Annotated in this window: 24 protein-coding genes; 14 read left to right on the top strand and 10 right to left on the bottom strand. The window is 66.3% G+C overall.

From position 1 onward, the window contains the following. The first annotated feature begins 22 nt into the window (after positions 1–22). A complete protein-coding gene (locus SM753_RS00530) occupies positions 23–1816 on the top strand; it encodes a glutamate--tRNA ligase (protein ID WP_323190149.1) in 1794 nt (597 codons plus the stop codon). Positions 1817–1870: 54 nt separating this feature from the next. On the opposite strand, the gene SM753_RS00525 is transcribed toward SM753_RS00530, so the two are convergent. Both SM753_RS00525 and SM753_RS00520 read right to left on the bottom strand, forming a co-directional pair. Next, the gene (locus SM753_RS00525) at positions 1871–2212 is read right to left on the bottom strand and encodes a hypothetical protein (RefSeq protein WP_323190148.1); all 342 of its coding nucleotides are present in this window, start codon (positions 2210–2212) and stop codon (positions 1871–1873) included. Positions 2213–2319: 107 nt separating this feature from the next. After that, the gene (locus tag SM753_RS00520) at positions 2320–2796 is read right to left on the bottom strand and encodes a DUF456 domain-containing protein (protein WP_323190147.1); all 477 of its coding nucleotides are present in this window, start codon (positions 2794–2796) and stop codon (positions 2320–2322) included. Between the two features lie 132 nt (positions 2797–2928). Here SM753_RS00520 and SM753_RS00515 point away from each other — a divergent pair, with 132 nt between their 5' ends. The 6 genes from SM753_RS00515 to SM753_RS00490 all read left to right on the top strand — a co-directional run bounded on the left by SM753_RS00515 (position 2929) and on the right by SM753_RS00490 (position 8858). Then, the gene (locus tag SM753_RS00515) at positions 2929–3258 is read left to right on the top strand and encodes a ferredoxin family protein (RefSeq protein ID WP_135534134.1); all 330 of its coding nucleotides are present in this window, start codon (positions 2929–2931) and stop codon (positions 3256–3258) included. Between the two features lie 89 nt (positions 3259–3347). Continuing rightward, positions 3348–4202: an electron transfer flavoprotein subunit beta/FixA family protein gene (locus SM753_RS00510; protein ID WP_135534133.1), complete on the top strand. Its 855-nt coding sequence runs from the start codon at positions 3348–3350 to the stop codon at positions 4200–4202. A gap of 2 nt (positions 4203–4204) precedes the next feature. Next, the gene (locus SM753_RS00505) at positions 4205–5902 is read left to right on the top strand and encodes an electron transfer flavoprotein subunit alpha/FixB family protein (RefSeq protein WP_323190146.1); all 1698 of its coding nucleotides are present in this window, start codon (positions 4205–4207) and stop codon (positions 5900–5902) included. Then, positions 5895–7553: an FAD-dependent monooxygenase gene (locus SM753_RS00500; RefSeq protein WP_135534131.1), complete on the top strand. Its 1659-nt coding sequence runs from the start codon at positions 5895–5897 to the stop codon at positions 7551–7553. Before SM753_RS00505 ends, SM753_RS00500 begins: the two co-directional genes overlap by 8 nt. Continuing rightward, complete coding sequence (locus SM753_RS00495) at positions 7550–7912, top strand: hypothetical protein (protein WP_323190145.1); 363 nt, start codon at positions 7550–7552, stop codon at positions 7910–7912. Before SM753_RS00500 ends, SM753_RS00495 begins: the two co-directional genes overlap by 4 nt. Before the next feature lie 214 nt (positions 7913–8126). After that, the gene (locus SM753_RS00490; RefSeq protein ID WP_323190144.1) at positions 8127–8858 is read left to right on the top strand and encodes a bifunctional helix-turn-helix transcriptional regulator/GNAT family N-acetyltransferase; all 732 of its coding nucleotides are present in this window, start codon (positions 8127–8129) and stop codon (positions 8856–8858) included. Between the two features lie 13 nt (positions 8859–8871). Here SM753_RS00490 and SM753_RS00485 read toward each other — a convergent pair whose 3' ends face one another. Next, the gene (locus SM753_RS00485; RefSeq protein WP_168192957.1) at positions 8872–9027 is read right to left on the bottom strand and encodes a hypothetical protein; all 156 of its coding nucleotides are present in this window, start codon (positions 9025–9027) and stop codon (positions 8872–8874) included. 170 nt (positions 9028–9197) lie between these two features. Next, entirely contained in the window at positions 9198–11549 is a 2352-nt protein-coding gene (tmcA, locus tag SM753_RS00480) for a tRNA(Met) cytidine acetyltransferase TmcA (RefSeq protein WP_323190143.1), read from the bottom strand. A gap of 299 nt (positions 11550–11848) precedes the next feature. Here tmcA and rpl7ae point away from each other — a divergent pair, with 299 nt between their 5' ends. Genes rpl7ae through ndk form a run of 4 tightly spaced genes read left to right on the top strand, consistent with a single transcriptional unit; the run spans position 11849 to position 13309 of the window. Next, a complete protein-coding gene (gene rpl7ae / locus SM753_RS00475; protein WP_135534127.1) occupies positions 11849–12211 on the top strand; it encodes a 50S ribosomal protein L7Ae in 363 nt (120 codons plus the stop codon). A gap of 11 nt (positions 12212–12222) precedes the next feature. Next, complete coding sequence (locus SM753_RS00470) at positions 12223–12453, top strand: 30S ribosomal protein S28e (protein ID WP_121819202.1); 231 nt, start codon at positions 12223–12225, stop codon at positions 12451–12453. A 2-nt stretch (positions 12454–12455) separates the two neighbouring features. Then, positions 12456–12848 carry a 50S ribosomal protein L24e gene (locus SM753_RS00465; RefSeq protein WP_138797447.1) on the top strand — a complete coding sequence of 131 codons (393 nt, stop codon included), beginning with the start codon at positions 12456–12458 and terminating at the stop codon, positions 12846–12848. After that, on the top strand, positions 12845–13309 hold the full coding sequence (gene ndk, locus SM753_RS00460) for a nucleoside-diphosphate kinase (protein WP_135534125.1): 465 nt from the start codon (positions 12845–12847) through the stop codon (positions 13307–13309). The genes SM753_RS00465 and ndk overlap by 4 nt, the downstream gene beginning before the upstream one ends. A 68-nt stretch (positions 13310–13377) precedes the next feature. Here ndk and SM753_RS00455 read toward each other — a convergent pair whose 3' ends face one another. Both SM753_RS00455 and SM753_RS00450 read right to left on the bottom strand, forming a co-directional pair. After that, positions 13378–13746 (bottom strand): hypothetical protein, encoded by a 369-nt coding sequence (locus SM753_RS00455; protein WP_323190142.1) that lies wholly within the window; start codon positions 13744–13746, stop codon positions 13378–13380. Continuing rightward, positions 13743–14663, bottom strand: a complete 921-nt coding sequence (locus SM753_RS00450; RefSeq protein ID WP_323190141.1) for a DUF2391 family protein — start codon at positions 14661–14663, stop codon at positions 13743–13745. The genes SM753_RS00455 and SM753_RS00450 overlap by 4 nt, the downstream gene beginning before the upstream one ends. A 98-nt stretch (positions 14664–14761) precedes the next feature. Between SM753_RS00450 and SM753_RS00445 the strand changes: the two genes are divergently transcribed. The 3 genes from SM753_RS00445 to SM753_RS00435 are packed head-to-tail and all read left to right on the top strand — an operon-like array spanning position 14762 to position 17891. Next, positions 14762–15124 carry a hypothetical protein gene (locus SM753_RS00445; protein ID WP_323190140.1) on the top strand — a complete coding sequence of 121 codons (363 nt, stop codon included), beginning with the start codon at positions 14762–14764 and terminating at the stop codon, positions 15122–15124. Between the two features lie 47 nt (positions 15125–15171). Beyond that, entirely contained in the window at positions 15172–17553 is a 2382-nt protein-coding gene (locus SM753_RS00440) for a penicillin acylase family protein (RefSeq protein ID WP_323190139.1), read from the top strand. Continuing rightward, a complete protein-coding gene (locus tag SM753_RS00435; RefSeq protein WP_138797442.1) occupies positions 17550–17891 on the top strand; it encodes a hypothetical protein in 342 nt (113 codons plus the stop codon). The genes SM753_RS00440 and SM753_RS00435 overlap by 4 nt, the downstream gene beginning before the upstream one ends. A gap of 82 nt (positions 17892–17973) precedes the next feature. On the opposite strand, the gene SM753_RS00430 is transcribed toward SM753_RS00435, so the two are convergent. From SM753_RS00430 to SM753_RS00415, 4 genes are all read right to left on the bottom strand, one after another. Continuing rightward, a complete protein-coding gene (locus tag SM753_RS00430) occupies positions 17974–19044 on the bottom strand; it encodes a methionine synthase (protein WP_135534121.1) in 1071 nt (356 codons plus the stop codon). Between the two features lie 58 nt (positions 19045–19102). Then, on the bottom strand, positions 19103–20098 hold the full coding sequence (locus tag SM753_RS00425; protein ID WP_323190138.1) for a 5-methyltetrahydropteroyltriglutamate--homocysteine methyltransferase: 996 nt from the start codon (positions 20096–20098) through the stop codon (positions 19103–19105). A gap of 75 nt (positions 20099–20173) precedes the next feature. Then, positions 20174–20794 (bottom strand): HemK2/MTQ2 family protein methyltransferase, encoded by a 621-nt coding sequence (locus SM753_RS00420; RefSeq protein ID WP_323190137.1) that lies wholly within the window; start codon positions 20792–20794, stop codon positions 20174–20176. Further along, positions 20791–21948 (bottom strand): mechanosensitive ion channel family protein, encoded by a 1158-nt coding sequence (locus SM753_RS00415; protein ID WP_138797439.1) that lies wholly within the window; start codon positions 21946–21948, stop codon positions 20791–20793. Before SM753_RS00415 ends, SM753_RS00420 begins: the two co-directional genes overlap by 4 nt. Positions 21949–21950 lie beyond the last annotated feature (2 nt).

The following is a 21950-nucleotide window of genomic DNA, read 5'->3' as shown; positions in this document are numbered from 1 at the left end:
CCGGCCCCGGTAGCCCGACGTAATGGATCAGGAACTCCGAGAGAGCATAGAGACGGCCGCCGAGAAACACGCGTTGCTCAACGCAGTGAAACACGAGAGCGACGCCGACGTCGGCGCGATCATGGGGCCGCTGATGGGCGAGAACCCGGAGTTCCGGGAGCACGGCGACGAGGTTCCCGGCGTCGCGGGCGGCGTCATCGCGGAGGTCAACGACCTCTCCCACGAGGAGCGAGTCGAACGCCTGGAGGAACTCGCGCCGGACGAACTGGAGGAGATCCTGGCTGAGGACGAAAGCGACGATCAGGCTCTACCGGACCTGCCGAACGTTGTGGAGCCAAGCTCCACGAGCCCCGACTCGCTGGCTCGTCAGGACGGCGACGAATACGACGAGATCCGGATGCGCGTCGCGCCGAACCCCAACGGCCCGTGGCACATCGGCCACGCGCGGATGCCCGCCGTCATCGGGACGTACAAGGAGATGTACGACGGCTGGTTCTGCGTCCGGTTCGACGACACCGACCCCGAGACAAAGCGGCCCGACCTCGACGCCTACGACCAGATCATCGAGGACATCGAGTATCTCGGCTTCGACCCGGACGCCGTCTACCGCGCCAGCGACCGGATGGAGACCTACTACGACCACGCCCGCGACCTGATCGAGAAAGGCGGCGCGTACACCTGTTCGTGCCCGCAGGGCGATTTCTCCGACATGAAAAACAGCGGCGAGGCGTGCCCCCACCGCGACAAGGACGCCGAGACGACGCTGTCGGAGTTCGAGGCGATGGTCGACGGCGAGTACGACAGCGGCGAGATGGTGCTGCGGGTCCGGACCGACATCGAGCACAAGAACCCGGCGCTTCGTGACTGGGTCGCGTTCCGCATGATCGACACGCCCCATCCGCGTGAGGAGGCGTCCGAGTACCGGTGCTGGCCGATGCTCGACTTCCAGAGCGGCGTCGACGACCACCTCCTCGACGTCACGCACATAATCAGGGGGATCGATCTGCAGGACTCCGCGAAGCGCCAGCGGTTCGTCTACGACTACTTCGGCTGGGAGTACCCCGAGGTGCTCCACTGGGGCCACGTCCAGATCGACGCCTTCGACGTGAAGATGTCCACCTCGACTATCAAACGGCTCATCGACGAGGGCGAACTCGACGGCTGGGACGACCCGCGAGCCCCCACCGTCGCGGCCTTCCGACGCCGCGGGATCCGCGGGGAGGCCATCACCGATGCGATGGTCGAACTCGGCACCTCTACGAGCGACGTCGACCTGGCGATGAGCGCGGTGTACTCGCACAACCGCGACCTGATCGACGACGATGCAAACCGCTACTTCTTCGTTCGCGAATCCGGGGATAACGGCGACTTCGGAACGGTCGAACTCCCTCTCGCCGGCGACGCACCTGACGAGGGGACGCCGCCGGTCCACCCCGAACACGAGGACCGCGGTCGGCGGTCGCTCCCCGTCGACGACGCCGTGGTGATCGAGTCGGCAGACCTGCCCGAAGCGGGGGAAAAACTCTGGCTCAAGGGGTACGGCCCCGTGGAGTACACCGGCAGCGAACTCCGCTACACGGACGACGACATCGAAGTCGTCCGAGCGGGCGAGGCCGACGTGGTTCACTGGGTGCCAGCCGGCGAGGAGACCGTCTCCGTGCGTCTCCGGACGCCGGAGGGCGACGTGACGGGCTACGCGGAACCGGCGTTCGCCGGCACTGACGCCGACGAGATGGTGCAGTTCGTGCGTGTCGGGTTCGCGCGGGTCGACGGACACGGTGACGACGAGTCCGTGACCTACTTCGCCCACGAGTAGGCCGCTCGCGGCAGAAGGTCGACGCCACGTGCCGGTCGACTGGCGGTCTCTCGCTCAGTCGCCCTCTCGCTCGAACGCGATCCCGGTCGCGAAACCGGTCCACGCGAGGCCGAATCCGAGCGCCGCGACGGGGAGGTTCGGCGTCGGTTCGACGCCGTTCAACAGCATTAACGCGCCGAACGTCGTCGCGCCGACGAACAGGCCGGACCACACGTTACCGCTCGCACGCCACGTGTCCGGGTGGCGGAGTACGACGGCCGTCGCGACGGCATACGTGGGGGCGACGCCCACGAGGACGGGCGTCAACCGGTCGTCCGGCGACGCGACGAGGTAGAGGCCGCCGGTCACCGCGGCGGCGACAACGAGCGCAAGAACGTACCGCGCTGATCGTTCCATACGGGCCGCTCCACACCGGAACGAAATAACGTTTGTGTCCCCGTTCTCTTTCGGAAAACAACCATCAGACTTGTCGCGGAATCGATCGTCACCCCGACGAAAGACCCTCAGATCACCACGACTAGGACGAACGAGAGAAGCATCGCGGTCGTAAGCACGACCTGCATGAACGTCGACCCGAGCATGCCGACGGTAGCGTACAGCGCCGCCTTCGCTCCCGCTGACCGGCTCTTACCGCGGTAGGCCTCGACGAGAAACACCGTCACTGCGACGCCGACGAGCGCGCCGAGCGGCCCGGCGAAAAAAAGCGTACCGACTCCGACGACGCTTGCGAGCGCCGTCGCCAGCCACGACGCGCCGCCTGCTTTCGCCGAGATCGTCCCGGCGAAGTAGTCGACGATCATAACCAGAAAGCCGATGAGCGTGAACGCCGCGAGCGCCAGGGTACCCGGATCACCGGTCGCCCACCAGTAGACGTACACGCCGGACAGCGAGAGGACGGCACCGGGAACCAACGGTACGACGCTCCCGACGACGCCCAGAACGAGCAACGCGACGGCAAGCACCGCGACGAGTTCGACCATACCGTCCGTTCGGCAGCGCGGGCCGAAAGGGCTTCGTTCCGGTCGTTCCTGCTCGCCGCCGACCGTCCCCTGACGGGTTCGTAGCAAATCTTTTCACGGTTATCCCTGTAGTGAAGGTGAGGGTAGTTATCAATGGCCATTGATTCCAACTTCGAGGAGAATCGCGACGTCGTCGACGAACACGAGGGCCACGACGTGTGGGGACCGGTCGAGGAACCGGAGAAACTCGGCATTCACGGGACCCACGTCGCCGTGGACTTCGACATCTGTCTCGCGGACGGGGCGTGTCTGGAGGACTGTCCCGTGGACGTGTTCGAGTGGGTCGACACGCCGGACCACCCCGAAAGCGAGATCAAGGCCGATCCCGCAAACGAGGCCCAGTGCATCGACTGCATGCTCTGTGTCGACGTCTGCCCCGTCGACGCTATCGACGTCGACGCCGGGCGCGCAGGCCGCATCTGACGCCGCTACGTGTCCTTTCCCCGACGAATAATCACAAAAGACTATTACGGAGCCCCGGGTGAGATAGTCACACGAGGGGAACGATAGTCATGCACACGGTAGTACTGACGAAGGGAGTTCCGGATTTCCGCGAGGGGCAGGTGTCGTTCGACGAGGACGGCCACCTCGAACGCGGCAAGACGCCGACGGTGATGAACCCGAACGACAAACACGCCCTTCGCGCCGCGTTTCAGACGAAGGTTCGCAACGGCGGCCACGTCTCGCTGATGAGCATGGGGCCGCCGGGCTACAAGGAGGTCCTGCAGGAGGGAATGCGCGACGTCTACGCTGACGACCTCTATCTGCTCTCCGACCGCGAGATGGGCGCGGCGGACACGTGGGCAACGGCGATGACCGTTGCCACGGGCCTGCAGAAACTCGACGACCGACCGGACCTCGTGTTCGCGGGATTCAAGACCGCGGACGGGGAGACCGGCCACACCGGCCCCCAGACCTGCTGGTGTCTCGACTGGCCCGTCATCACGCACGTCATCTCGCTCGACGTGGACGAAGAGGAGAGAACCGTGCGAGCCAAACGCCTCGTCGAAGGCGACATCTCCGAAATAGAGACGGTCGAAGCGCCGATGCCGGCGTTTATCGTTGCGGACCCTGAGTACGAACCCAGTTATCGGAAGGCGAACCACCGACTGAAACACAAGGACCTGCGCGAGGAGACCAAAGAGCGCGCAGCGGAGTACGAGGACCACGTCACGGTGTGGGACCACGAGGACCTCAATCTCGACCCGGACTACATCGGACTCGACGGATCACCGACTATCGTGTCGGGCGTCGACCCCATCCCCAAAGCGCCCTCCGAACGTGACGCGACGATGGTCGACGCCGACGACTCGGAGGGCATGGAACAGGTAGTCGACGAACTCGCGCCCTACGCCACAGGAGACTGACGATGGTTGAATTCGATCCTACCGAACACGAGATAGCCGAAATCGGACCGGAGATCAAAGACGTCGACGACCCGGACGAACTCCGGGAGATGCTCGAACTCGAAGCGGAGGGCGAGGACCGCGCGCCGGTCAAGACCCTCATCGAGGACCGCATCGAGAAGGTCGAAGACGACGAGGACGGGGAGATAGACCCCGAGACGGTCGACCTCTCCGAAATGACGGTCGCCGACATCGCCAACATGGTGCGAGACGTCGACGACGCCGACGTGTTGCGCGATATCCTCGAACGCGAGACGGAGGGGAAAGAGCGCTCGTCGGCCATCTCGCAGATAGAAAACCGCATCGACTCCGTCGAAGGGAGCGAGGAAGAGGACGGCGAACCGGAGGTGTTCAAACCCCCGGAGGAGAAGTACCCGGAACTCGACCACCCGACGAACGACAAGCAGTGGGTCGAGGGAACGGTCGGCGGCGACTACCGCGACATGTGGGTGTACTGCGAGACGCAGGCGGGCGAACTGATAGACGTCTCGAAGGAGATGCTGGGGAAGGCTCGCACCCTGATGGACGACTACAACGACGAGTACGGTAGCTCGGAAGACGGTACGTCTTCCGGCGAGGACGAGAAGGTGATCGCCGTCCTCGTCGGGGCCGACGCGAGCAAGCACGTCGAAGACGTCATCGCCTACGGCGCGGATATGGTCGTCTATCACGAGGACGACCGACTCGAACGGTTCCGGCACAAACCCTACACGGAGATCATGTGCGACATGGCCCGCGCCGGCGGGCCGCTGGCCGCGGAGGGTCGCGAAGACGTCGACTGGAAGGAGTACCACGAACCCCGCTACACGATTTTCCCGGCGACGAACAACGGTCGGGACCTGTCTGCACTGGTTCAGGGGGAACTCGACTCCGGCCTCGCGAGCGACTGCTCGGGACTGTATATCGAAAACGAGATGATCTCCAACCCGGCGAAAACCGGCGGTACCAGCGACAAGAAGGAGTTCGAACGGGTGTTACACATGAAGCGTCCGGACTTCTCCGGCTTCGAGTACTCGACTATCCTCTGTATCGACAAGCCGAACCGAGATTTCCACCCGCAGGGAGCGTCCGTGATCCCGGGAAGCTTCGACCTCCCGGAACCGGACCACGACCGCGAGGGGGAGATAGTCGAACACGAGATGGAACTGGACGACGAGTGGTTCCGCGTCGACGTAACAGAATACGACCAGTTGGACGAGGGCGTCGACCTGACCGGCCGCGATGTCATCGTTGCGCTGGGTCGCGGTATCGGTGACGACCCCACGCGCGGCATGGAACTCGGTCTCGACCTCGTCGACGCGTTCGACGACGCTGACCTCGGCATCACGCGAGGGATCGTCACCTCGTCGTACGAGTTCGAGGGTCACGTCGAACAGTACAGCGCCGAGGAGCGCCAGATCGGCGAGACCGGACAGGTCGTCGAACCCGACGTGTACATCGCCGCCGGGATCTCCGGCGCGGTCCAGCACAAGGTCGGGATGGACGAGTCCGACACGATCGTTACGATAAACACGGATACCGACGCGGACATCCGCAACTTCTCGGACTACTTCATCGAGGGCGACCTGTTCGAGGTGTTGCCCCGACTGACCGAGGCTGTCGAACGCGGCGAGTTCGCGAAGGCGGTTGCTGACGGTACTGGAGGTGAAAACGATGACTGATCACGAACATTACGAAGCGGTCGTTGTCGGTGCGGGGCCGGGCGGGGCCGCGGCGGCGGCGACGCTCGCGAAACACGATGTCGAGACGCTAGTGCTCGAACGCGGCGTCGACGCCGGGTCGAAAAACGTCAGCGGGGGCCTCATATACGCCGAGGAGTCCGCGCCGTACACAATAGACGACCTGTTCCCCGGGTTCCGAGAGCAGGCGGCCGAGCGCCCTGTCACGGACTACTACATCCACAACGTCGCGGGAGAGAAGGTGAAGACGTTCGACATCACCGACCTCCACGAGCACGACACCGAGTGGTCCGACGCCGTCCTCCGCCGGAAGATGGACTCGTGGCTCGCGGACCGCGTCCACGAGAAGACCCGCGAAACCGGCGGCGGTCTGCTGACGGAAGTCCACGTGAACGGCCTCCTCCGGGAGAATGGGGAGATAGTCGGCGTCACCTGCGACGAACTCGACCCGATTCGCGCGGACCTGATCGTCGCCGCGGACGGTGTCAACTCCGAACTCGCACGGGACGCCGGTCTGATGAGTTGGGAGGAACCGGACGAGTGGTTCCAGGGCGTCAAGGCCGTCGTCGACGTGCCGGACGTCGACGAGCGGTTCGACCTCGGCCCCGACGAGGGCGCGGCACACCTCTTCTCGGGGGACCTGTTCGAGGGCGTTCGCGGCGGCGGGTTCGTCTACACCAACGAGGACACGCTCTCCGTCGGAACGGTGTTCCACCTCGACAGTCTTGTCGCTGAGGAGGCCGAACCACACGAACTGCTCGACAGCCTGCTCACGCACCCTCTGCTGGACGACTGGATCGGCGAGGACTACGAGGAACTGGAGTACTCGGCGAAACTGGTGCCGGACTCGAAGAAGGTCGCCCACGAGTCTCCCCACAAGGACCGCCTCGTTCTGGTCGGCGACGCGGGCGGCCAGATGCAGGCGCAGGGACCGATCATCAAGGGGATGAACCACGCGGTGACTGCGGGTGCGCTCGCCGCCGAGGCGTACGTCGAAGCGCGCTCGCGTGGGGACACCGACCTGGCCGGGGAGCGCTACGCTACGAAACTCGACCGGGAGGGCGTGATGGACAAGCTACGCCCAACCCGGTACGAGTTGGCGAGCGCAGTCGGAGAGAACGATCTCGCCACGAGCATCGCCGACGGCGTGTTGCGCTCCGCGGTCGGTCGATTCGGCGTCCGAGTGCTGGGTGACCGCCTCGAAAACCTCTACTCGTCGCCGTTCCTCTCGATGCTGGCACCCGACACGCGGACGCCGTACGTGACCATGCCAACGGTCATCGCTGAGGAACTGGGCACCCGAGTCACCGCCGAGCGGACGATAGAGACGCCGGACCTGGCGGACCGCATCGGCGACCTGACGTACAATACGGACGTCGGAAACCCCCACATCGAACTACTCGATAACTCCGCGGAGGCAAGCGGCGCGGCGGTGTCGGCCTGTCCCGTGAGCGCGAAGGACTTCGGCGGCGGCTGTTACCGCGAGGAGACCGTCAAGACGAACGGGGACGAGAAGACGGCGGTGAGTCTCGACACTCAGCCGTGCGTGGAGTGTGGCACCTGCGCCATCGTCGCCGACACGGACTGGGAACATCCACAGGGCGGCAAAGGCGTCGAGTTCCGCGAGGGATGACCGAAAGCGTCGGCGACCGGATCCGCGACCTGTCCGACCGGACCGACCGGGCCCGCGCGGCGTTCGACCCGCCGGCGAACCCGCCCGACGAGGAGCGAGCGCTGACCTACTTGCGGGAGGGGTTCGGGCCGACCGTTGCGCTGTATCTCGAATGCCGGACCGGCGGTCGGGCCGTCCGATTCGACAGCGACGAGTTCGCCCGCCTCCAGCGGACGATGAACGAGTGGCTCGAACTGTACGCCGCCTGCTACGGTGTCGAGATAGAGGCCAACGTTACCGTTCGAACGGCCGCCGAGGCGCTCATCGACACGCACAACGTGGTCGACGTGGCGCACGTCCTGACGGGCGTGCCGGACTGATACGGACTGTCGTAACTGTGTACCGGTACGCGCCTATTCGTTTCGTCGCTGTCCGGAGATAGGCTTACGACAGTCCGTCCGGGGCCCGCCAATCGGCGGCTGGCTGCCTGTTATCCGGCTGAGATATCGGTTCGTTCGTCGCTCGAACGCGTGCGGCCGGTCGGAACTCCCCCTCGTGATAACAACTAAGGAATGGCGTATGCTATCGATAGTCATGGAGTTGACTGGCGAGTTCGAATTCGGCCACGAGGACCGGAGCAGGATCTACGACCACGTCGAGCGACACGGGTCTATCGACCCCAAGCGACTCCGCAAGGCGCTCGATATCGACCCGCGCGGGTTCGGCCACCACGTCGCCATCCTCAAACGCGACGGCGTCGTCGAGGAGGTCGACGGCGAACTTCGGATCGCGTTCGAGGACGCCGACGAGGAGGAGTTCCGGGCCGACGGCGTCGACTGCACCATCAGGCAGGCACGACAGGAGGACCTGACCGGCCTCGTCGGTGCAATCCGGGACGTCGCGGAGGAGGGCACGTACATCGAGGCCGAAACCGTCGCCGACGTCATCGACCACGAGGAGGTGCTTCTGCGACACAACGAACTGGAGTCGCGTATCTTCTTCGTGGCTACCGTCAACGACGACGTCGTCGGCTGGGTCCATCTCGACGTGCCGGAAGTCGGGAAACTCGCCCACACCGCGGAGTTGACCGTCGGCGTTCTGGACGAGTACCGCGGCCGTGGCATCGGAAACCGCCTGCTGGACCGGGGCGTCGACTGGGCGGACGAAAACGGCTACGAGAAGATCTACAACAGCATCCCGGCGACGAACCAAACCGCGGTCGACTTCCTCGAATCGAACGAGTGGGAAACCGAGGCCGTCCGCGAAGACCACTACAAGGTCGACGGCCGGTACGTCGACGAAGTGATGCTGGCGCGTCGACTGTAGCCCCGCGCCACGGTTACAGTTCCGCGTCGTCCAGCGCCATCGCGACGACGCCGTCCCGCTGAACGAGTACCCGGGCGTGGGACGCACAGACGTTCCGGTCCTCGTCCCAGGGGACGTAGAGGCGCACGGCGGCCTTACGGTCGCAGTCCGATTCGGTGCACGTACCCATACTTGCTCGTTTGCGGCGGTCCGACTTCTGTCTGCCGGCGTCCCGGCCGTAGTCCGCGCCGGTTCAGCCCGCCGTCTCCTCTCTCTCCCGGTTCGTCCGCGTTCTCAGTACCGCCCCCATCCCCGTTCGCGCCGTTTCGATCCTCCGTCCCGCCGGCATCCTCAGCGCTTTCAATCCTCCGTTCGGCCCTCGTCCCCCGCTCCATCGCTGTCCTCCGCACTGTTGCCGTCTTCCGCACTGTCGCGGTCCTCCGCTCCGCCGTCTCTCGCCCCGGCGAAGCGATCGCGTTCGGCGAGCGCCGCCTCGTCGCCGTAGGCCGCCACGAGCGGTTCGTAGGCGTCGCCGAGAGCGCGCATGCACTGGCGCTCGGACGGATAACCCAGCGAGTCCGCGACGGCCGACCCGTCGCGAGCCTGAAGCACGCGAGCGACGAGCAGGCGCTCCTCGCGGGCGGAGAGGTCGGCCGAGCGCTCCACGAGGTGTCGCACAGCGAGGCGACGAAACGGCGCGGGCGAGACGCTGAACAGGCCGGGACCGAAGGCTGCGCTGACGACGACCCGCCACTCGTACGGCGACAGGGAAAGCGGCGGCGTCACGTCGACAGTCCGCAGGACCGCCCGCACCACGTCGGGATCCGCGTCGGTAAGCGCGTCCGAGAGGACGCCGGCGATACGGCCGGCGAACCACTCCCCGTGTCGGTCATACAGCTCCCGTCCGGCGGTGGAGCGGGGATCGAGCATCACCGCGGAGTACTCGCCGCTTTCGTCGTTTCGGGTCGTCGAGAGATGGACTGCGCAGAACCCGTTCTCGCGCCAGAAGTCGACGAGTCCCGGGGTCGCGCCGTAGCCGACGCTCAGATAGTCGAGTCCGTCGAACTCTCCGCGGACCGCATCGAGCAGGTGCGAGCCCAACTCTCGGGACCGAACGGCGTGGTGGGTCGCTATCCGCACTACCCGGAGACCGACGGGGTCCCCGGCTTCCTCGTCGCGGAGTTGGCTGGTGAGTATGTCCGGCACCATGTTTCCCTTGACGCGCGCGCCGTCGTACATCTCGCGTCGGAGTCCCGGTGGTAGGTCGCCCTCGCGGGCGAGCAGCGCGACGCTGACGACGTGGCCGTCGTGACGGAGCGCCCGCACCGAGAGGTTCGGGGCATCAAGCAACCGCGCGAGGTCGTTCGGTTCGGTCCGGTAGTGCGCCAGAACGAGCAGGCCGAACGCCTCCCGGAGCAGATGCTCGTCGGCCAGCAGTTCCTCGGCGTCGACCGCCCGGTACGTCACGGTGTCCGGCGTCGCGTCCGCGATCAGTTCGTCGACGGGAGGCCGGGCGTCGAGCATGAGCGCCCGAAACGCCCAGATTTCGACGGGGTCGCCGCCCGCGTACCGGATCGGGTCGTCGAGTCGCACGTCCGTTACCGCGTGGTCGCTTTCAGCGAGGCGGTCGCGAAAGCGGACCGAGAATCCCCGTCCGGCCCCCTCGTAGCCGTGAACTGTGGTCGTGAAGGCAACGCGGTCGGCGGCGAGGAAGGCTTCGAGGAGTCGGACCGGCAGCGCCGCCGCCTCGTCGACGAACACCACGCCCGGGTCCCCGGGAAGTTCGGCTGCGTCGACGGCCCGGGCGAAGCGGACGACGCCGCCGTCAGCGACGCGAAGCCGCTGGGGATTGTCCCCGCCTGCGGCCCCTCCGCCCTCGCCGTCGAGCAACGCGCCGTTAGCGTCGAGCAATTCCCGCGCCCGCAGGAACGCCTCGCGGGCGCTCCGGTACTGCCGGGCGGTTATCAGAACGTCGTCCCCTTCGAGCGCCAGCGCCCCGGCCGCCAGCCCCGCGGCGCTTGATTTCCCGCGGCCGCGGTCCGCCTCGGCGACCACCGCCTGATTCGAGTCCCGTAGTCGCTCGAAGTCGTGAACCGCTTCGGCCTGGTCCGCCGTCAGGCAGGCTTCGTACGCCGCCCGCGGAAACTGACGGTCGTCCGGCACGGCGACGGGGTCCGCAGGCAGCCGCGGCGCTGGACGGGTCAGACCGTCACGTTCGACGCTCCCGGCGTCTGCGTCGTAGATAGCGATCCCGGGGTGTTCGCGCAGCGTTCGAACGAACCGCCGTCGGAAGTAGCCGGTCACGTCGTCTCCGTCGAACGGCGGGACGGCGAGACTCTCGTCGAACCCGTCCCGGATCTCTGGCCACTCTGAGAGCGGCGGGGCGAGCAGGACGAACAGGCCGCCGCCGTCGACAGCGCCGACGACCCGACCCACGACGTTGGGGCGGAGCTCCTCGTGAACGTCGACGGCGACTGCCTCCCGGGTCTGTCCGAGCAGGTCCCCCGCACGGTTCGGCTGCAGGTGTTCGCACTGCAACCGGTCGTCCGGCCCGACCAGTGTCGTCGCCGCTATCGGAATGTCCAGGTCGTCGAGCACACGTTCGATCGTTGCGTAGCAGGCGTCCCGCCCGCCGGTCACGACCAGTAGCCGCCGCTCGTCGGCGTGGCGAGCCTCCGAGCGGAGCGACCGGGAGAGCGAAACCGCGTTCATACTCGACCGTTCACATCCGGGCCTAAGGGGTTTTCCGCTTGCGGTCACAGTGCAACGATCAGGTTACTTGGCGTTCGTGTCGATAACTCACACGCCCCCGGTCGTTTGAAAGCGCTTTTATGGGGTGGTGCGCTATTCGCCTTTACAGCCTGCGCGGGGTTGATGATGCTCCTAGCCACATAGGATTCTCGCCGTCGGGTTCCGACGGCCGTCGGGAATCTCCCCAGCGGTTTCCGACATGCCGACGCGGGTCGGCGACGGCAGGGGAGCGCGAGCCCACGCGCAGGAGGTGACTAACAATGCCAGTATACGCAGATTTCGACGTCCCGGCTGACCTCCAGGACGACGCCATCGAGGCTCTAGAGGTCGCCCGAGACACAGGTTCGGTGAAGAAAGGAACGAACGAAACAACGAAGGCGGTCGAGCGAGGCAACGCCGAGCTCGTCTACGTCGCCGAAGACGTCCAGCCGGAGGAGATCGTCATGCACCTTCCGGAGCTCGCGGACGAGAAAGGCATCTCCTTCGTCCTGATCGACAATCAGGACGACGTCGGCCACGCCGCCGGCCTCGAAGTCGGCAGCGCCGCCGCCGCGATCGTCGACGCCGGCGAGGCGGACGACGACGTCGAGGACATCTCCGACAAAGTCGAGGACCTTCGCTGAGGCGATAACCAATGAGTGCTGAAGAGACAGAAGACGGATCCACGTCCACGCCCGCAGAGGTTATCGAGATCGTGGGCAAGACCGGAATGCACGGCGAGGCCATGCAGGTCAAATGCCGTATCCGGGAAGGCGAGAACCAGGGCCGAATCATCACCCGGAACTGCCTCGGCCCCGTCCGCGAGGGCGACGTTCTCCAGCTCCGCGAAACAGCCCGCGAGGCCGACTCGATCGGGGGGCAGTAACGATGCCGCAGACTAGAGAATGCGACTACTGCGGAGCGGACATCGAGCCCGGCACGGGAACGATGTTCGTCCAGACCGACGGTACGACCATCCACTACTGCTCCAGCAAGTGCGAGAAAAACGCCGACCTCGGCCGCGAACCGCGCGACACCGAGTGGACGGCTGAGGCTCGCAGCCAGGCCGCGCGACGCGCGTCCCAGGCCGAGCAGGCGCCCGCCGCTGACGAGAGCAGCGAGGACCAGGTCGTCGACGAGTCGGCTGACGAAACCGAGGCGGTCGACGAGACCGCCGAACCTGAGGAGTCCGACGAGGCCGAGGAAGCCGAAGAGGAGTCCGAAGGGACCGAAGAAGCCGAGGAAGCTGAGGAAGCTGAATCCGAGGAGACCGAAGAATGAGCGAACGCGAGCGTACCTTCGTAATGGCCAAGCCCGACGCGGTCCAGCGCGGACTCGTGGGCGAAATCGTCTCCCGTCTGGAGGAGCGCGGCCTGAAGCTGGTCGGCGCGAAGTTCATCCAGATGAGTCAGGAGCAGGCCGAGGACCACTACGCGGAACACACCGACAAGCCCTTTTTCGACGACCTGACGGACTTCATCACGTCCGGCCCCGTCGTCCCCATGGTGTGGGAAGGGCAGGACGCGACCCGACAGGTCCGACAGATCATCGGTGACACCGACCCCGCCGAGGCCGCGCCCGGAACTATCCGCGGCGACTACGCCCTCGACCTGGGTCGCAACGTCGTCCACGCCGCGGACCACGAGGACCCCGGCGCGAACGAGCGCGAGATCGGCCTCTACTTCGACGACGAAGAACTGGTCGATTACGAGCGCATCGACGAAGGCTGGCTGTACGAGTAACCGACCCCGATTCTCTCCGTTTTCTCTCGCCCGGTAGCGACGGCCCCGAGCGCCGCCCCGCCGCACGCCTACGCCTCGACCCAGTCCCGGACCGTCGCCGTCGGGTCTTCCGTCCCGGCCGGACAGACCACCGTGCCGCGCTGTCGGTCGTCGATCGGGACGTGCGTGAACCTGATCGACTCGTTCGAGCAGTCGGCCGAGACGGTGACCGACTTCAGGCCCTCGCTCGACGGGTTCCGCACCGCCACCGTCACGGCGACGCGACCGTCCGTCAGCATCTCGGTCCCCTCCACCGTCGCTTCCGGCGTCGCGTCGGTCGGCGTCACCGCGGCGTGCCACGCGACGTAGGCGAACAGGAACAGCGTCACCGCGACGCTGACGCCCATCACCGCCCACTCGACGGTCGACGGCTTGTCGTCGCCGGAGAAGGAACTCACAGTATCACCCTGGCGGCCGCGCCGCCGACGGTCGTGGGGAAGGAGAGGACGACGACCTTCTGGACGTTCACGGCGAGCGTGAACGTGAGGTAGCCGAACCCCCAGAGCAACAGCGCGGAGACGCCGACGCCGACGGCGTAGACGATGCAGGTCTGGCCGGCCTGAATGATCATCTCGCGGCGCTCTCGCTCCTCGGACCGACGCCGTGACTGGCCTCGGAACTCCAGTTCGTACAGGATCAGGTAGGTGATGAGCAGGGACAACGCGATGATGGCCGCCATTCGCGGCCAATCGGCGTTCGCCGCGAGGATGTTCATCTCGATGCTCGCGCCCAGCGGCAGGGAGAAGAAGATAGCGCCGGCGGCGAAGACGGCGACGTTCTCGTGGAGCGTCCGCTCCTCGGCGCTGTCGTCGTCCCCGTCCTCGGCCTCGTGGAGGAGTCGGTTCGCCAGCGCGGCCCCGAAGCCGAGCGGAACGACCTGCAACAGCGCCGTCCGTGCGACCACGTGCAGCGACGACGACGCGTCGATGACGCCGTAGACGAACAGGACGACCACAGCGGCGACCACGCTCTGCAACACGAGTTCCGCGAAGTTGACTGTCAGGCGGACGGGATCGTACTCCGGATTGTTCTCGTCCTCCTCCTCGACGCGGAACCCGCTGCTCCGCGTGATGAACAGCACGACGCCGAGACCGATGACGGCGTAAGCGATCATGTTCGACGCCGGTCGCTGCCTGGCGAGCCACCACATCTCGACGGTGAGCAGTATCGTCACCCCCGAGACGACCAGCGCGCCGGTTACCCCTCGGATCTGGTTGCGGAGGACGCCCCCGCCCGCTGTCATGGGTATCGATCCCTCGCCGCCCCGGTTCGCACCGCCTTCATGGGCCGACAGTACGACGGTGACGGCCTTCAAAGTACGACGCCGTCGTCGCAAGGGAAGCCGCCGACTGCGGCAGTCCCGCCGACTCGTCTTCGAGCGCTTTACCACCGCGGCGTCCCTCCGGTCACTCGATGACAGTTCCGTTCGTTCCCCTCCACGCCGGCCACGGGGACCCGGTCCCGGGCACCCTGCTCGGCGTCACGTTCGGATCCGCCGTCGCCGTCGGTCTCCTCGCCGTCCTCGCCGACCGCGACGCGGCCGCGGACTACGTCCTCGGGGCCGTTCTCTCCTTTACGACGGCGTACGTCGTCGTCGAGGCGTCGCCGGACACGCACGTACTCGCGGACGCCTCCGCCGTCGTGGCGGTCGCGCTGGGCGTGCCGGCCGTCCACCTCGCGGTCGCCGCGTGGCGTTCGAGTGCACGGCTCGCGTTTCTCGCGGTCCTTTACGTCGGTCCGGTCGCACTCGTCGCGTACCTGCTCGCGCCGGCGTAACCCGGTTGACGCCGCGGATTTATGACTCCACACTCACATGTGAGTGTATGGACACCGACCGAACGCGGCGAGCGCTGCTCAGTGCGATACTCGGGGGCGGAGTGGCAGCCGGCTCGCTGTCGCCGGTCAGAGGATATCTCGAACGCTTCGCGCCGTTTTCGGGGGCGGCGTGGCGGCAGGCGACTGACGACCTGAACGGCACCGTCGAGAGCCCCCACGGTCCGGCGGAACTCCGTTACGACGACCGGGGCGTCCCACACGTCACCGCCGACGACGAGCGCGCGCTGTACTTCGCGGCGGGCTACGCCGCGGCGGCCGACCGGCTGTTCCAGATGGATCTACAGCGCCGCGTCATGCGGGGAGAGGTGTCGGCCGTCGTCGGCGAGGCGGCGGTCGACTCCGACGAGTTCAACACGAAGATGGATTTCGCGGGGGCCGCGGAGGCGACGTGGGACCTCGTGAGCGACACCGACACCGGACCCGTCGTCGAGGCGTACGCCGACGGCGTGAACGCGTACGTCGAGAACGAACCGCTCCCGATGGAGTTCGGCCTGCTCGGCTACGAACCTGACGACTGGTCCCCGGCGGATTCGATGCTGATGGAGAAACAGATCTCGTGGACGTTGACGGGGAGCTTTCGCACGCTTCGGGTGGCGACCGCGGCGAGCGAACTCGGCGCGGAGGCGGCCGAGACGCTGTACCCGGCGCGCCTCGACCACGACGTACCGATCCTCCGGGACAGCGCCGAGCGCTTCGGAGGGCCACCCTCCGGCGGGTTCTACGACGGTCAGACGGACGACGCGGCGTCACCCCGTGGCGCGGTCGGTCCTGACCTCGTCGACTGGCTCGGGCAGTTCGAGTCGCCGCCGGGGATCGGATCGAACAGTTGGGTCGTCTCCGGCGAATACACCGAAAGCGGCGCGCCGATCGTCGCCAACGACCCCCACCTCTCGCTGATGGCACCGCCTGTGTGGCACGAGATGCACCTCCGCGGTGACGGCGTCGACGTCCGCGGCGTAACGTTCCCTGGCGTCCCGTTCGTCGTCATCGGCGAGAACGAGGCCGGCGCGTGGGGGTTCACGAACGTCGGCGCTGACGTGGTCGACTTCTACGAGTACGAGACGGACGGCGAGACGTATCGCTACCGCGGCGAGGAGCGCGAGTTCGAGACCGAACCGCGCGAGATCGAGGTTGCGGACGGCGAGAACCGCGAGGTGACGGTCAAAAAGAGCGTCCACGGTCCCGTCATCGAGCGCGAGGGCCACCGGGTCGGCGTCGCCTGGACCGGTCACACGGCCACGCGTACCACGCTCGCCATCCACGAGTACAGTCACAGCGAGGGTGTCGACGACGTGCGCGAGGCGACCCGCCAGTTCGACCTACCGACACAGAACCTCGTGTACGCCGACCGCGACGGCCGGACGCTGTATCAGGTGACCGGGAAGCTCCCCATCCGGCGGACCGACGGCGAGGTCGTCCGCGGCGACCGGATATTCGACGGCTCCGCCGGCGAGGGCGAGTGGGCGGGGTTCGAACCGTTCGGCGAGTCGTCGTGGGATGGCTTCGTCCCGTTCGAGGAAAAGCCCGCGGCCGTCGACCCGGACTACGTCGCCACGGCGAACCAGCGCGTCGTCGACGATCCCGAACACTACCTCGGGGTCGAGTACGCCAGCCCCTACCGGGGCCGGCGGATATACGACCGACTGGACCGGCGCGCGGCGTCTGACTCCCCCGTTACGACCGACTTCATCGCCGACCTCCAGAGAGACGCCCGCGACGGCCGCGCGGCGGACCTGTTGCCGGAACTGGCCCGGGCCGCTTCCGAGCGGGACGGCCTGTCGGACGCCGTCACAGCGCTTCTTTCCTGGGACTACCGGATGACTCCCGACTCGCGTGCCGCGTTGCTCTTCTCACGCTGGTTCGACCGCTTCCGCGAGCGGGCAGTCGGCCCCGTCCTCGACGCCGCCGACCTGGGCGAGGAGTACTACCCGCGGGACTGGGTGGTCGCCTCGCTGCCGGACGAGAACCCCTGGTTCGGCGACGAGGGACGGACGGCCGCGATGGCGGACGCACTCGCCGCCGTCGTCCAGAACACCGACTTAGACGCCACCTACGGCGACGTGAACCACACCGGCGCAGTCACCCACCCGTTCGACCGCGAGTTCCTGAATTACCCCGAGTACGCCACTGCCGGCTCCCGGCAGACGGTGAACAACTTCCGGGCCGAGTCGGCGGTCGGCAGTAGCTGGCGGATGATCTGTCCGATGGACGGCGACTCGCGCTGCATCCTGCCGGGCGGCAACTCGGGAGACCCCCTCTCGGACCACTACGACGACCAGTTACAGGCGTGGGCGAAAGGCGAGTACCGCCGAATGACGCTTTCCGTCGACGGCGACCTCGCCGTCTCCTTCGAGGAGGGGGACGGATGAGCGCAGTCGCCGACCGGCTGACTGCGGTTCGAAGCGATCCGCGGAAGCGCGCGGCTGCGCTCGCGCTCGGCGTGGTTCTGGGGCTCGCCGTCGCACAGATCCACTGGGTCGGCTTCGTCGTTGGCGGGGCGTTAGTCGGCCTCGCGTCGCGGACTCTCCCCCGCGCGCTCGCCGCCGGCCTCGCCTTCGGCGTCCTCGCGTGGCTGGCGTTCGTCGCCTTGCTGGCCTCCCACGGCACGCTGGGCGGCTACCTCGACACCGGCCAACTGCTGTACGTGAGCATCGCGATCCCGCTGGTCGGCGGTGTGCTCGGGTCGCTGGTTCGAGGGATCGTCTGAACGGGGTCGTCGACGCTATCTGCAGAAAAGTGCGTGAGAAGCGGTCGGTGAGTCGACCGCCCAACTGCCTGCGACTGTCCGCTCAGTCGTCCGCGCTAACCGCGCCGCGACCGACATCGATCTCGCCCGCGTCGAGTTCGGCTTCGACCTCGCGGGCCGCCTCGACCATCTTCTCCATCTTCTCGTAGGCGACCTCTCGGGGGAGCAGTTTCAGGCCGCAGTCCGGGCTGACGACGAGCCGTTCCGGCGGGACGACCTCCAGACCCTTCTTGATGTTTTCCTTGATCTCCTCGACGGACTCGACCTCGGCGACGTGAACGTCTGTGACGCCCAGCGCGAGGTCGGCCGTGAACTCGGGATCGGTGAACACGTCGAGTTGCTCGTAGTCGCCGTTCGCGAGTTCGAGGTCGAACTCGTCGACGGGGAACTCCAGGATCTCGGGGTAGATGCGGAAGTAGTCGCCGTAACAGACGTGCAGTCCGATCCGGACGTCCTCCGGGATGTCGTCGACGATGCGCTCCAGACAGTCGCCGACGATGGCGTGGTCGTCCGGCGTCGTCGCGAGCGCCGGTTCGTCTATCTGGATGTAACGAGCGCCGGCGTCGACGAGTTTCTCTATCTCCTCGTTGACGAGGTCGGCGAGGTCGTTTGCGAGCGCGGCGTCGTCCTCGTAGGCCTCGTTGAAACACCACGAGGCGAGCGTGTACGGACCGGTGATCGGCACCTTTACCGGCTTCTCCGCGACGTTTGCGGTGAACTCGTACTCGTCGACCAGCCACGACTCGTCGTACTCCACGTCGTCGACGACGCTCGGCTTATCGAACGTGTTGTGGCCCCACACCTTGACGGGGCCTTTGAACTCGTAGCCCTCGATGCGGTCGGCGAAGAACTCGACCATCTCGTTGCGGCGCATCTCGCCGTCGACGACGACATCGAGTCCGGCGCGTTCGTGTTCCTTCGTGATGAGCCGGGAGCCGTCGTCTTTCGCCTCCTCCCACGCGTCCTCGTCGAAGTCGGCGTCCTCGTCGTCGTAGAGGTCGCGGGCGCGGTCGAGCCACTTGGGCTTGGGGTAGCTGCCGACGACGGTCGTCAGGATGAAGTTGTCGTTCGGGTGATCGTCGGGTCGGAACTGGTCTCTGTTCTCGTTGGTCATGCGAAACACCTCTCTGATGTGTGAGCATGACGTCGAAGCGCCATCGGTGCTTCGGAAGTCATGCTTTCACCTCCTGGGCGGAAGCGGCTTCGGCGAGCGCTCGCAGTTTCTGCTCGAACTCGGAGTACGGCAGATAGAACAGCTCGGTGTTCGCCGTCAGGTACGCTTTCTCGAAATCCGCGGCAGGGGTCTGCTCTTGCACCCACTCGACGCGTTCGCGGACGGCGTCAGCGTCCTCCATCAGCGTGTTCTGGCCGTTGACGAGGCCGAGCGCCACGTCGTCGGTCGCGCCGTACTCGTTGATGTTGTAGAGGTTCTCGTCCTGGTTCGCCACGAAATCGAAGCCGACGGCGTCCACGTCGGCGTCGAGGAGGTGCGCGTACACCTTCTCGTCCAGCGCGCCCCAGTAGGGGTGTGCGACGACGTCCGCGTCGACGGCGTTGGCGACGGCATCGATGGCCTCGCTGGCGTGCTCGTCGACCCCGTCCTCGGGCGGGTTTTCGACGAGCGACGGCTCCAGCAGGAACAGCGTCTCGACGTCCGGAAACGCCTCGGCCTCACCCACGAGGAAGTCGGTGACTGCGTCGAGGAACTCCGCTTCGTCGCCGTAGTGTTCATCCGTCGCGAGGTCAGCCAGCGAGTACGGTCCCGGAAGCACGGCCTGCAGCGAGTCGGTCTCCTCGGCGGCCGCGTCGAGCTCCGCGGCGATGTCGCCGTCGAACGTCAGGTCGTCGGTGACGACCGGGTCGCGGTAGAAGTTGTTGTTGTCGTAGTAGCGGACGATACCGCGGGTCTCCACGCTGTCGTGGACCGCGAGCGGGTGCGCGAGCATGTCGTCCCAGCGAAGTTGCCCCTCGCTCACGAGGTCGAGGCCGATCTCGTTCTGGAGGTCGACGACCTCCGAGCGCGCGCGTTCGTACGTCTCGGCGATCTCACCGCCCTCGTCGCCGCTGATGAGGTCGTGTTTCTGGTGGCCTTTCAGGTCGGAGAGCCTGTCTTTCGCCCAATCCGGGAGCGGGAACAGCCCCGGGGACGTGGCTACGAGTTCCGTCATTGGTACACGTGCATACGAAATGACGCTGTTTAATATTTCCCATTCAAGTAAATGCGTCCTAGTTATGGTGGCGGTTCACACGGTGGCGGTCTCGCTTTCGCTCTCCCGCCGGAGCGCGAGGATAGACAGCGTCTCGAACGGGTACGACTCCTCGACGACGGTCTCGGCCGAGAACCCCTGATCGTCGGCCCGCGCGATCACCTCGTCGAAGCCCGTGAGCGTGCTGACCAGCAGACAGACGACGCCGCCCGGCGCGAGGACGCGCCCGACGGCGTCGAGAAACGGGTCCACGACCGCGCGCCCGGATTCGCCACCCGACAGCGCCACCTCCATCCAGTCGTCCCGTTCAGCCTCCTCGGAGGCCGGCAGGTAGGGCGGATTGAACAGGATGGCGTCGAACGCGCCGTCGCGAAACGGCGCGACGAGATCGCCCCGAACGACCGAGATATCGACGCCGGCCGCCGCCGCTCGCTCTCGCGCCTGTTGACAGGCGTGGGGGTTCAGATCTGACGCGACAACCTCGGCTCCGGTCTCCTCGGCGACGCTGCCGGCGACGTAGCCCGATCCGGTTCCGACGTCCAGTACGCGGTCGCCGTCGCCGACGGTTTCGACCGCTGCCGTCGCGAGCAGGTGCGAGTCCTCTGCGGGCTGGTACACCTCGGTCTCGATGCCGCGGCGGTCGGCGAGATCAGTCATTCGTCCCCACCGTCTGGGGTAGTCGGGGGTATCCCGCCAGTCTCGCTGGTTTCGGCGACTTCGCTGGCTTCCCCGAACTGAAAGCCTCCCGTCTCCTCTCGACCCATCAGTTCGCGCTGCGGGAACGGGATCTTGATCCCCTCCTCATCGAACGCCGACTTTACCTCCTGGATGACGGCCGTCGTGGCGCGCCACCTGCGGCGCGAACTCGGCTTGTCGATCCAGAACCGGAGGCCGAGAACCACTGCGGAATCGTCGAATCGCTTCGTGATGACCTGTGGTGTCGGGACGGTGAGAATGTCGTCTACGTTGCTCATCGACGCCTTCGCCACTTTCGCCGCTCGTTCGACGTCGGAACTGTAGTCCACACCGACTTCGACCTCGATCCGGAGCCGTCCCTTCCGCGTCCGATTGATTATCGTGTTACCGGAGACCACGTCGTTCGGGATCATCACGTACTCGCCGTCGAACGTCTGGATCCGAGTGTTTACGATCGTGATGTCGGTGACGATTCCCTCCTCCTCTCCTATCTCCACCCAGTCGCCGATCTCGAACGGCCGGGCGAACATGAGGACGAATCCGGCGAGCATCGCACCGAGCGTCTGGCGGGCCGCCATACCGACGATGATGCCGAGGAAGCCGGCCCCGACGAGCAGGCCGGAGAGGTCGAAGTCCCACACGCCGAGGGCGACGATGATCGCGAGCGACCAGAGGATGACCTGCGTCAGACGCAGGGTGACCTCGCGCTGATGTCCCGAGACGGCGTGACTGGACTCTTGCAGTTCCGACAGCATGCGCTTCGTGAACCGGATCAACACGTGCGTGCCGGCGAACACGACGAGCGTGAACGCGACGTTCGGGATCGCCTCGTTCCCGAGATTGAGCAGGTCGATCGCCTCGCTCGCCAACTGCGCCTGTTCCCAGACGCCGACGCTCACCATGGCGGCACCGACGAATCCGACGACGAACGCGACCGTCGTCAGTATGTCCGCGTATATCGGCTTGATGTACTGACTCAGTTTCGTCTGGGCGGACCGCATCAGGCGTGCGATGGTGAAAACGGCGACCAGACAGAGGACGGTGACCGTGATCCGCGCCTCGACGGATTCGAACACGGTCGCCAGTTCGTTGACCGACTCGGCGAGCGAACCCATCA

Source organism: Halostella sp. PRR32 (assembly GCF_034808085.1).
GTDB classification, from domain to species: Archaea; Halobacteriota; Halobacteria; order Halobacteriales; family Natronoarchaeaceae; genus Halostella; species Halostella pelagica.
This window is presented reverse-complemented; position numbering and strand designations above follow the sequence as displayed.

Coding starts and splice junctions, on each gene's coding strand:
- SM753_RS00425 (WP_323190138.1), bottom strand. CDS start 20,098: ATGACGGAACTCGTAGCCACGTCCCCGGGGCTGTTCCCGCTCCCGGAT.
- SM753_RS00505 (WP_323190146.1), top strand. CDS start 4,205: ATGGTTGAATTCGATCCTACCGAACACGAGATAGCCGAAATCGGACCG.
- SM753_RS00430 (WP_135534121.1), bottom strand. CDS start 19,044: ATGACCAACGAGAACAGAGACCAGTTCCGACCCGACGATCACCCGAAC.
- SM753_RS00490 (WP_323190144.1), top strand. CDS start 8,127: ATGGAGTTGACTGGCGAGTTCGAATTCGGCCACGAGGACCGGAGCAGG.
- SM753_RS00470 (WP_121819202.1), top strand. CDS start 12,223: ATGAGTGCTGAAGAGACAGAAGACGGATCCACGTCCACGCCCGCAGAG.
- SM753_RS00495 (WP_323190145.1), top strand. CDS start 7,550: ATGACCGAAAGCGTCGGCGACCGGATCCGCGACCTGTCCGACCGGACC.
- SM753_RS00440 (WP_323190139.1), top strand. CDS start 15,172: ATGGACACCGACCGAACGCGGCGAGCGCTGCTCAGTGCGATACTCGGG.
- SM753_RS00525 (WP_323190148.1), bottom strand. CDS start 2,212: ATGGAACGATCAGCGCGGTACGTTCTTGCGCTCGTTGTCGCCGCCGCG.
- SM753_RS00485 (WP_168192957.1), bottom strand. CDS start 9,027: ATGGGTACGTGCACCGAATCGGACTGCGACCGTAAGGCCGCCGTGCGC.
- SM753_RS00420 (WP_323190137.1), bottom strand. CDS start 20,794: ATGACTGATCTCGCCGACCGCCGCGGCATCGAGACCGAGGTGTACCAG.
- SM753_RS00510 (WP_135534133.1), top strand. CDS start 3,348: ATGCACACGGTAGTACTGACGAAGGGAGTTCCGGATTTCCGCGAGGGG.
- SM753_RS00415 (WP_138797439.1), bottom strand. CDS start 21,948: ATGGGTTCGCTCGCCGAGTCGGTCAACGAACTGGCGACCGTGTTCGAA.
- SM753_RS00515 (WP_135534134.1), top strand. CDS start 2,929: ATGGCCATTGATTCCAACTTCGAGGAGAATCGCGACGTCGTCGACGAA.
- tmcA (WP_323190143.1), bottom strand. CDS start 11,549: ATGAACGCGGTTTCGCTCTCCCGGTCGCTCCGCTCGGAGGCTCGCCAC.
- SM753_RS00500 (WP_135534131.1), top strand. CDS start 5,895: ATGACTGATCACGAACATTACGAAGCGGTCGTTGTCGGTGCGGGGCCG.
- SM753_RS00465 (WP_138797447.1), top strand. CDS start 12,456: ATGCCGCAGACTAGAGAATGCGACTACTGCGGAGCGGACATCGAGCCC.
- rpl7ae (WP_135534127.1), top strand. CDS start 11,849: ATGCCAGTATACGCAGATTTCGACGTCCCGGCTGACCTCCAGGACGAC.
- SM753_RS00530 (WP_323190149.1), top strand. CDS start 23: ATGGATCAGGAACTCCGAGAGAGCATAGAGACGGCCGCCGAGAAACAC.
- SM753_RS00520 (WP_323190147.1), bottom strand. CDS start 2,796: ATGGTCGAACTCGTCGCGGTGCTTGCCGTCGCGTTGCTCGTTCTGGGC.
- ndk (WP_135534125.1), top strand. CDS start 12,845: ATGAGCGAACGCGAGCGTACCTTCGTAATGGCCAAGCCCGACGCGGTC.
- SM753_RS00445 (WP_323190140.1), top strand. CDS start 14,762: ATGACAGTTCCGTTCGTTCCCCTCCACGCCGGCCACGGGGACCCGGTC.
- SM753_RS00435 (WP_138797442.1), top strand. CDS start 17,550: ATGAGCGCAGTCGCCGACCGGCTGACTGCGGTTCGAAGCGATCCGCGG.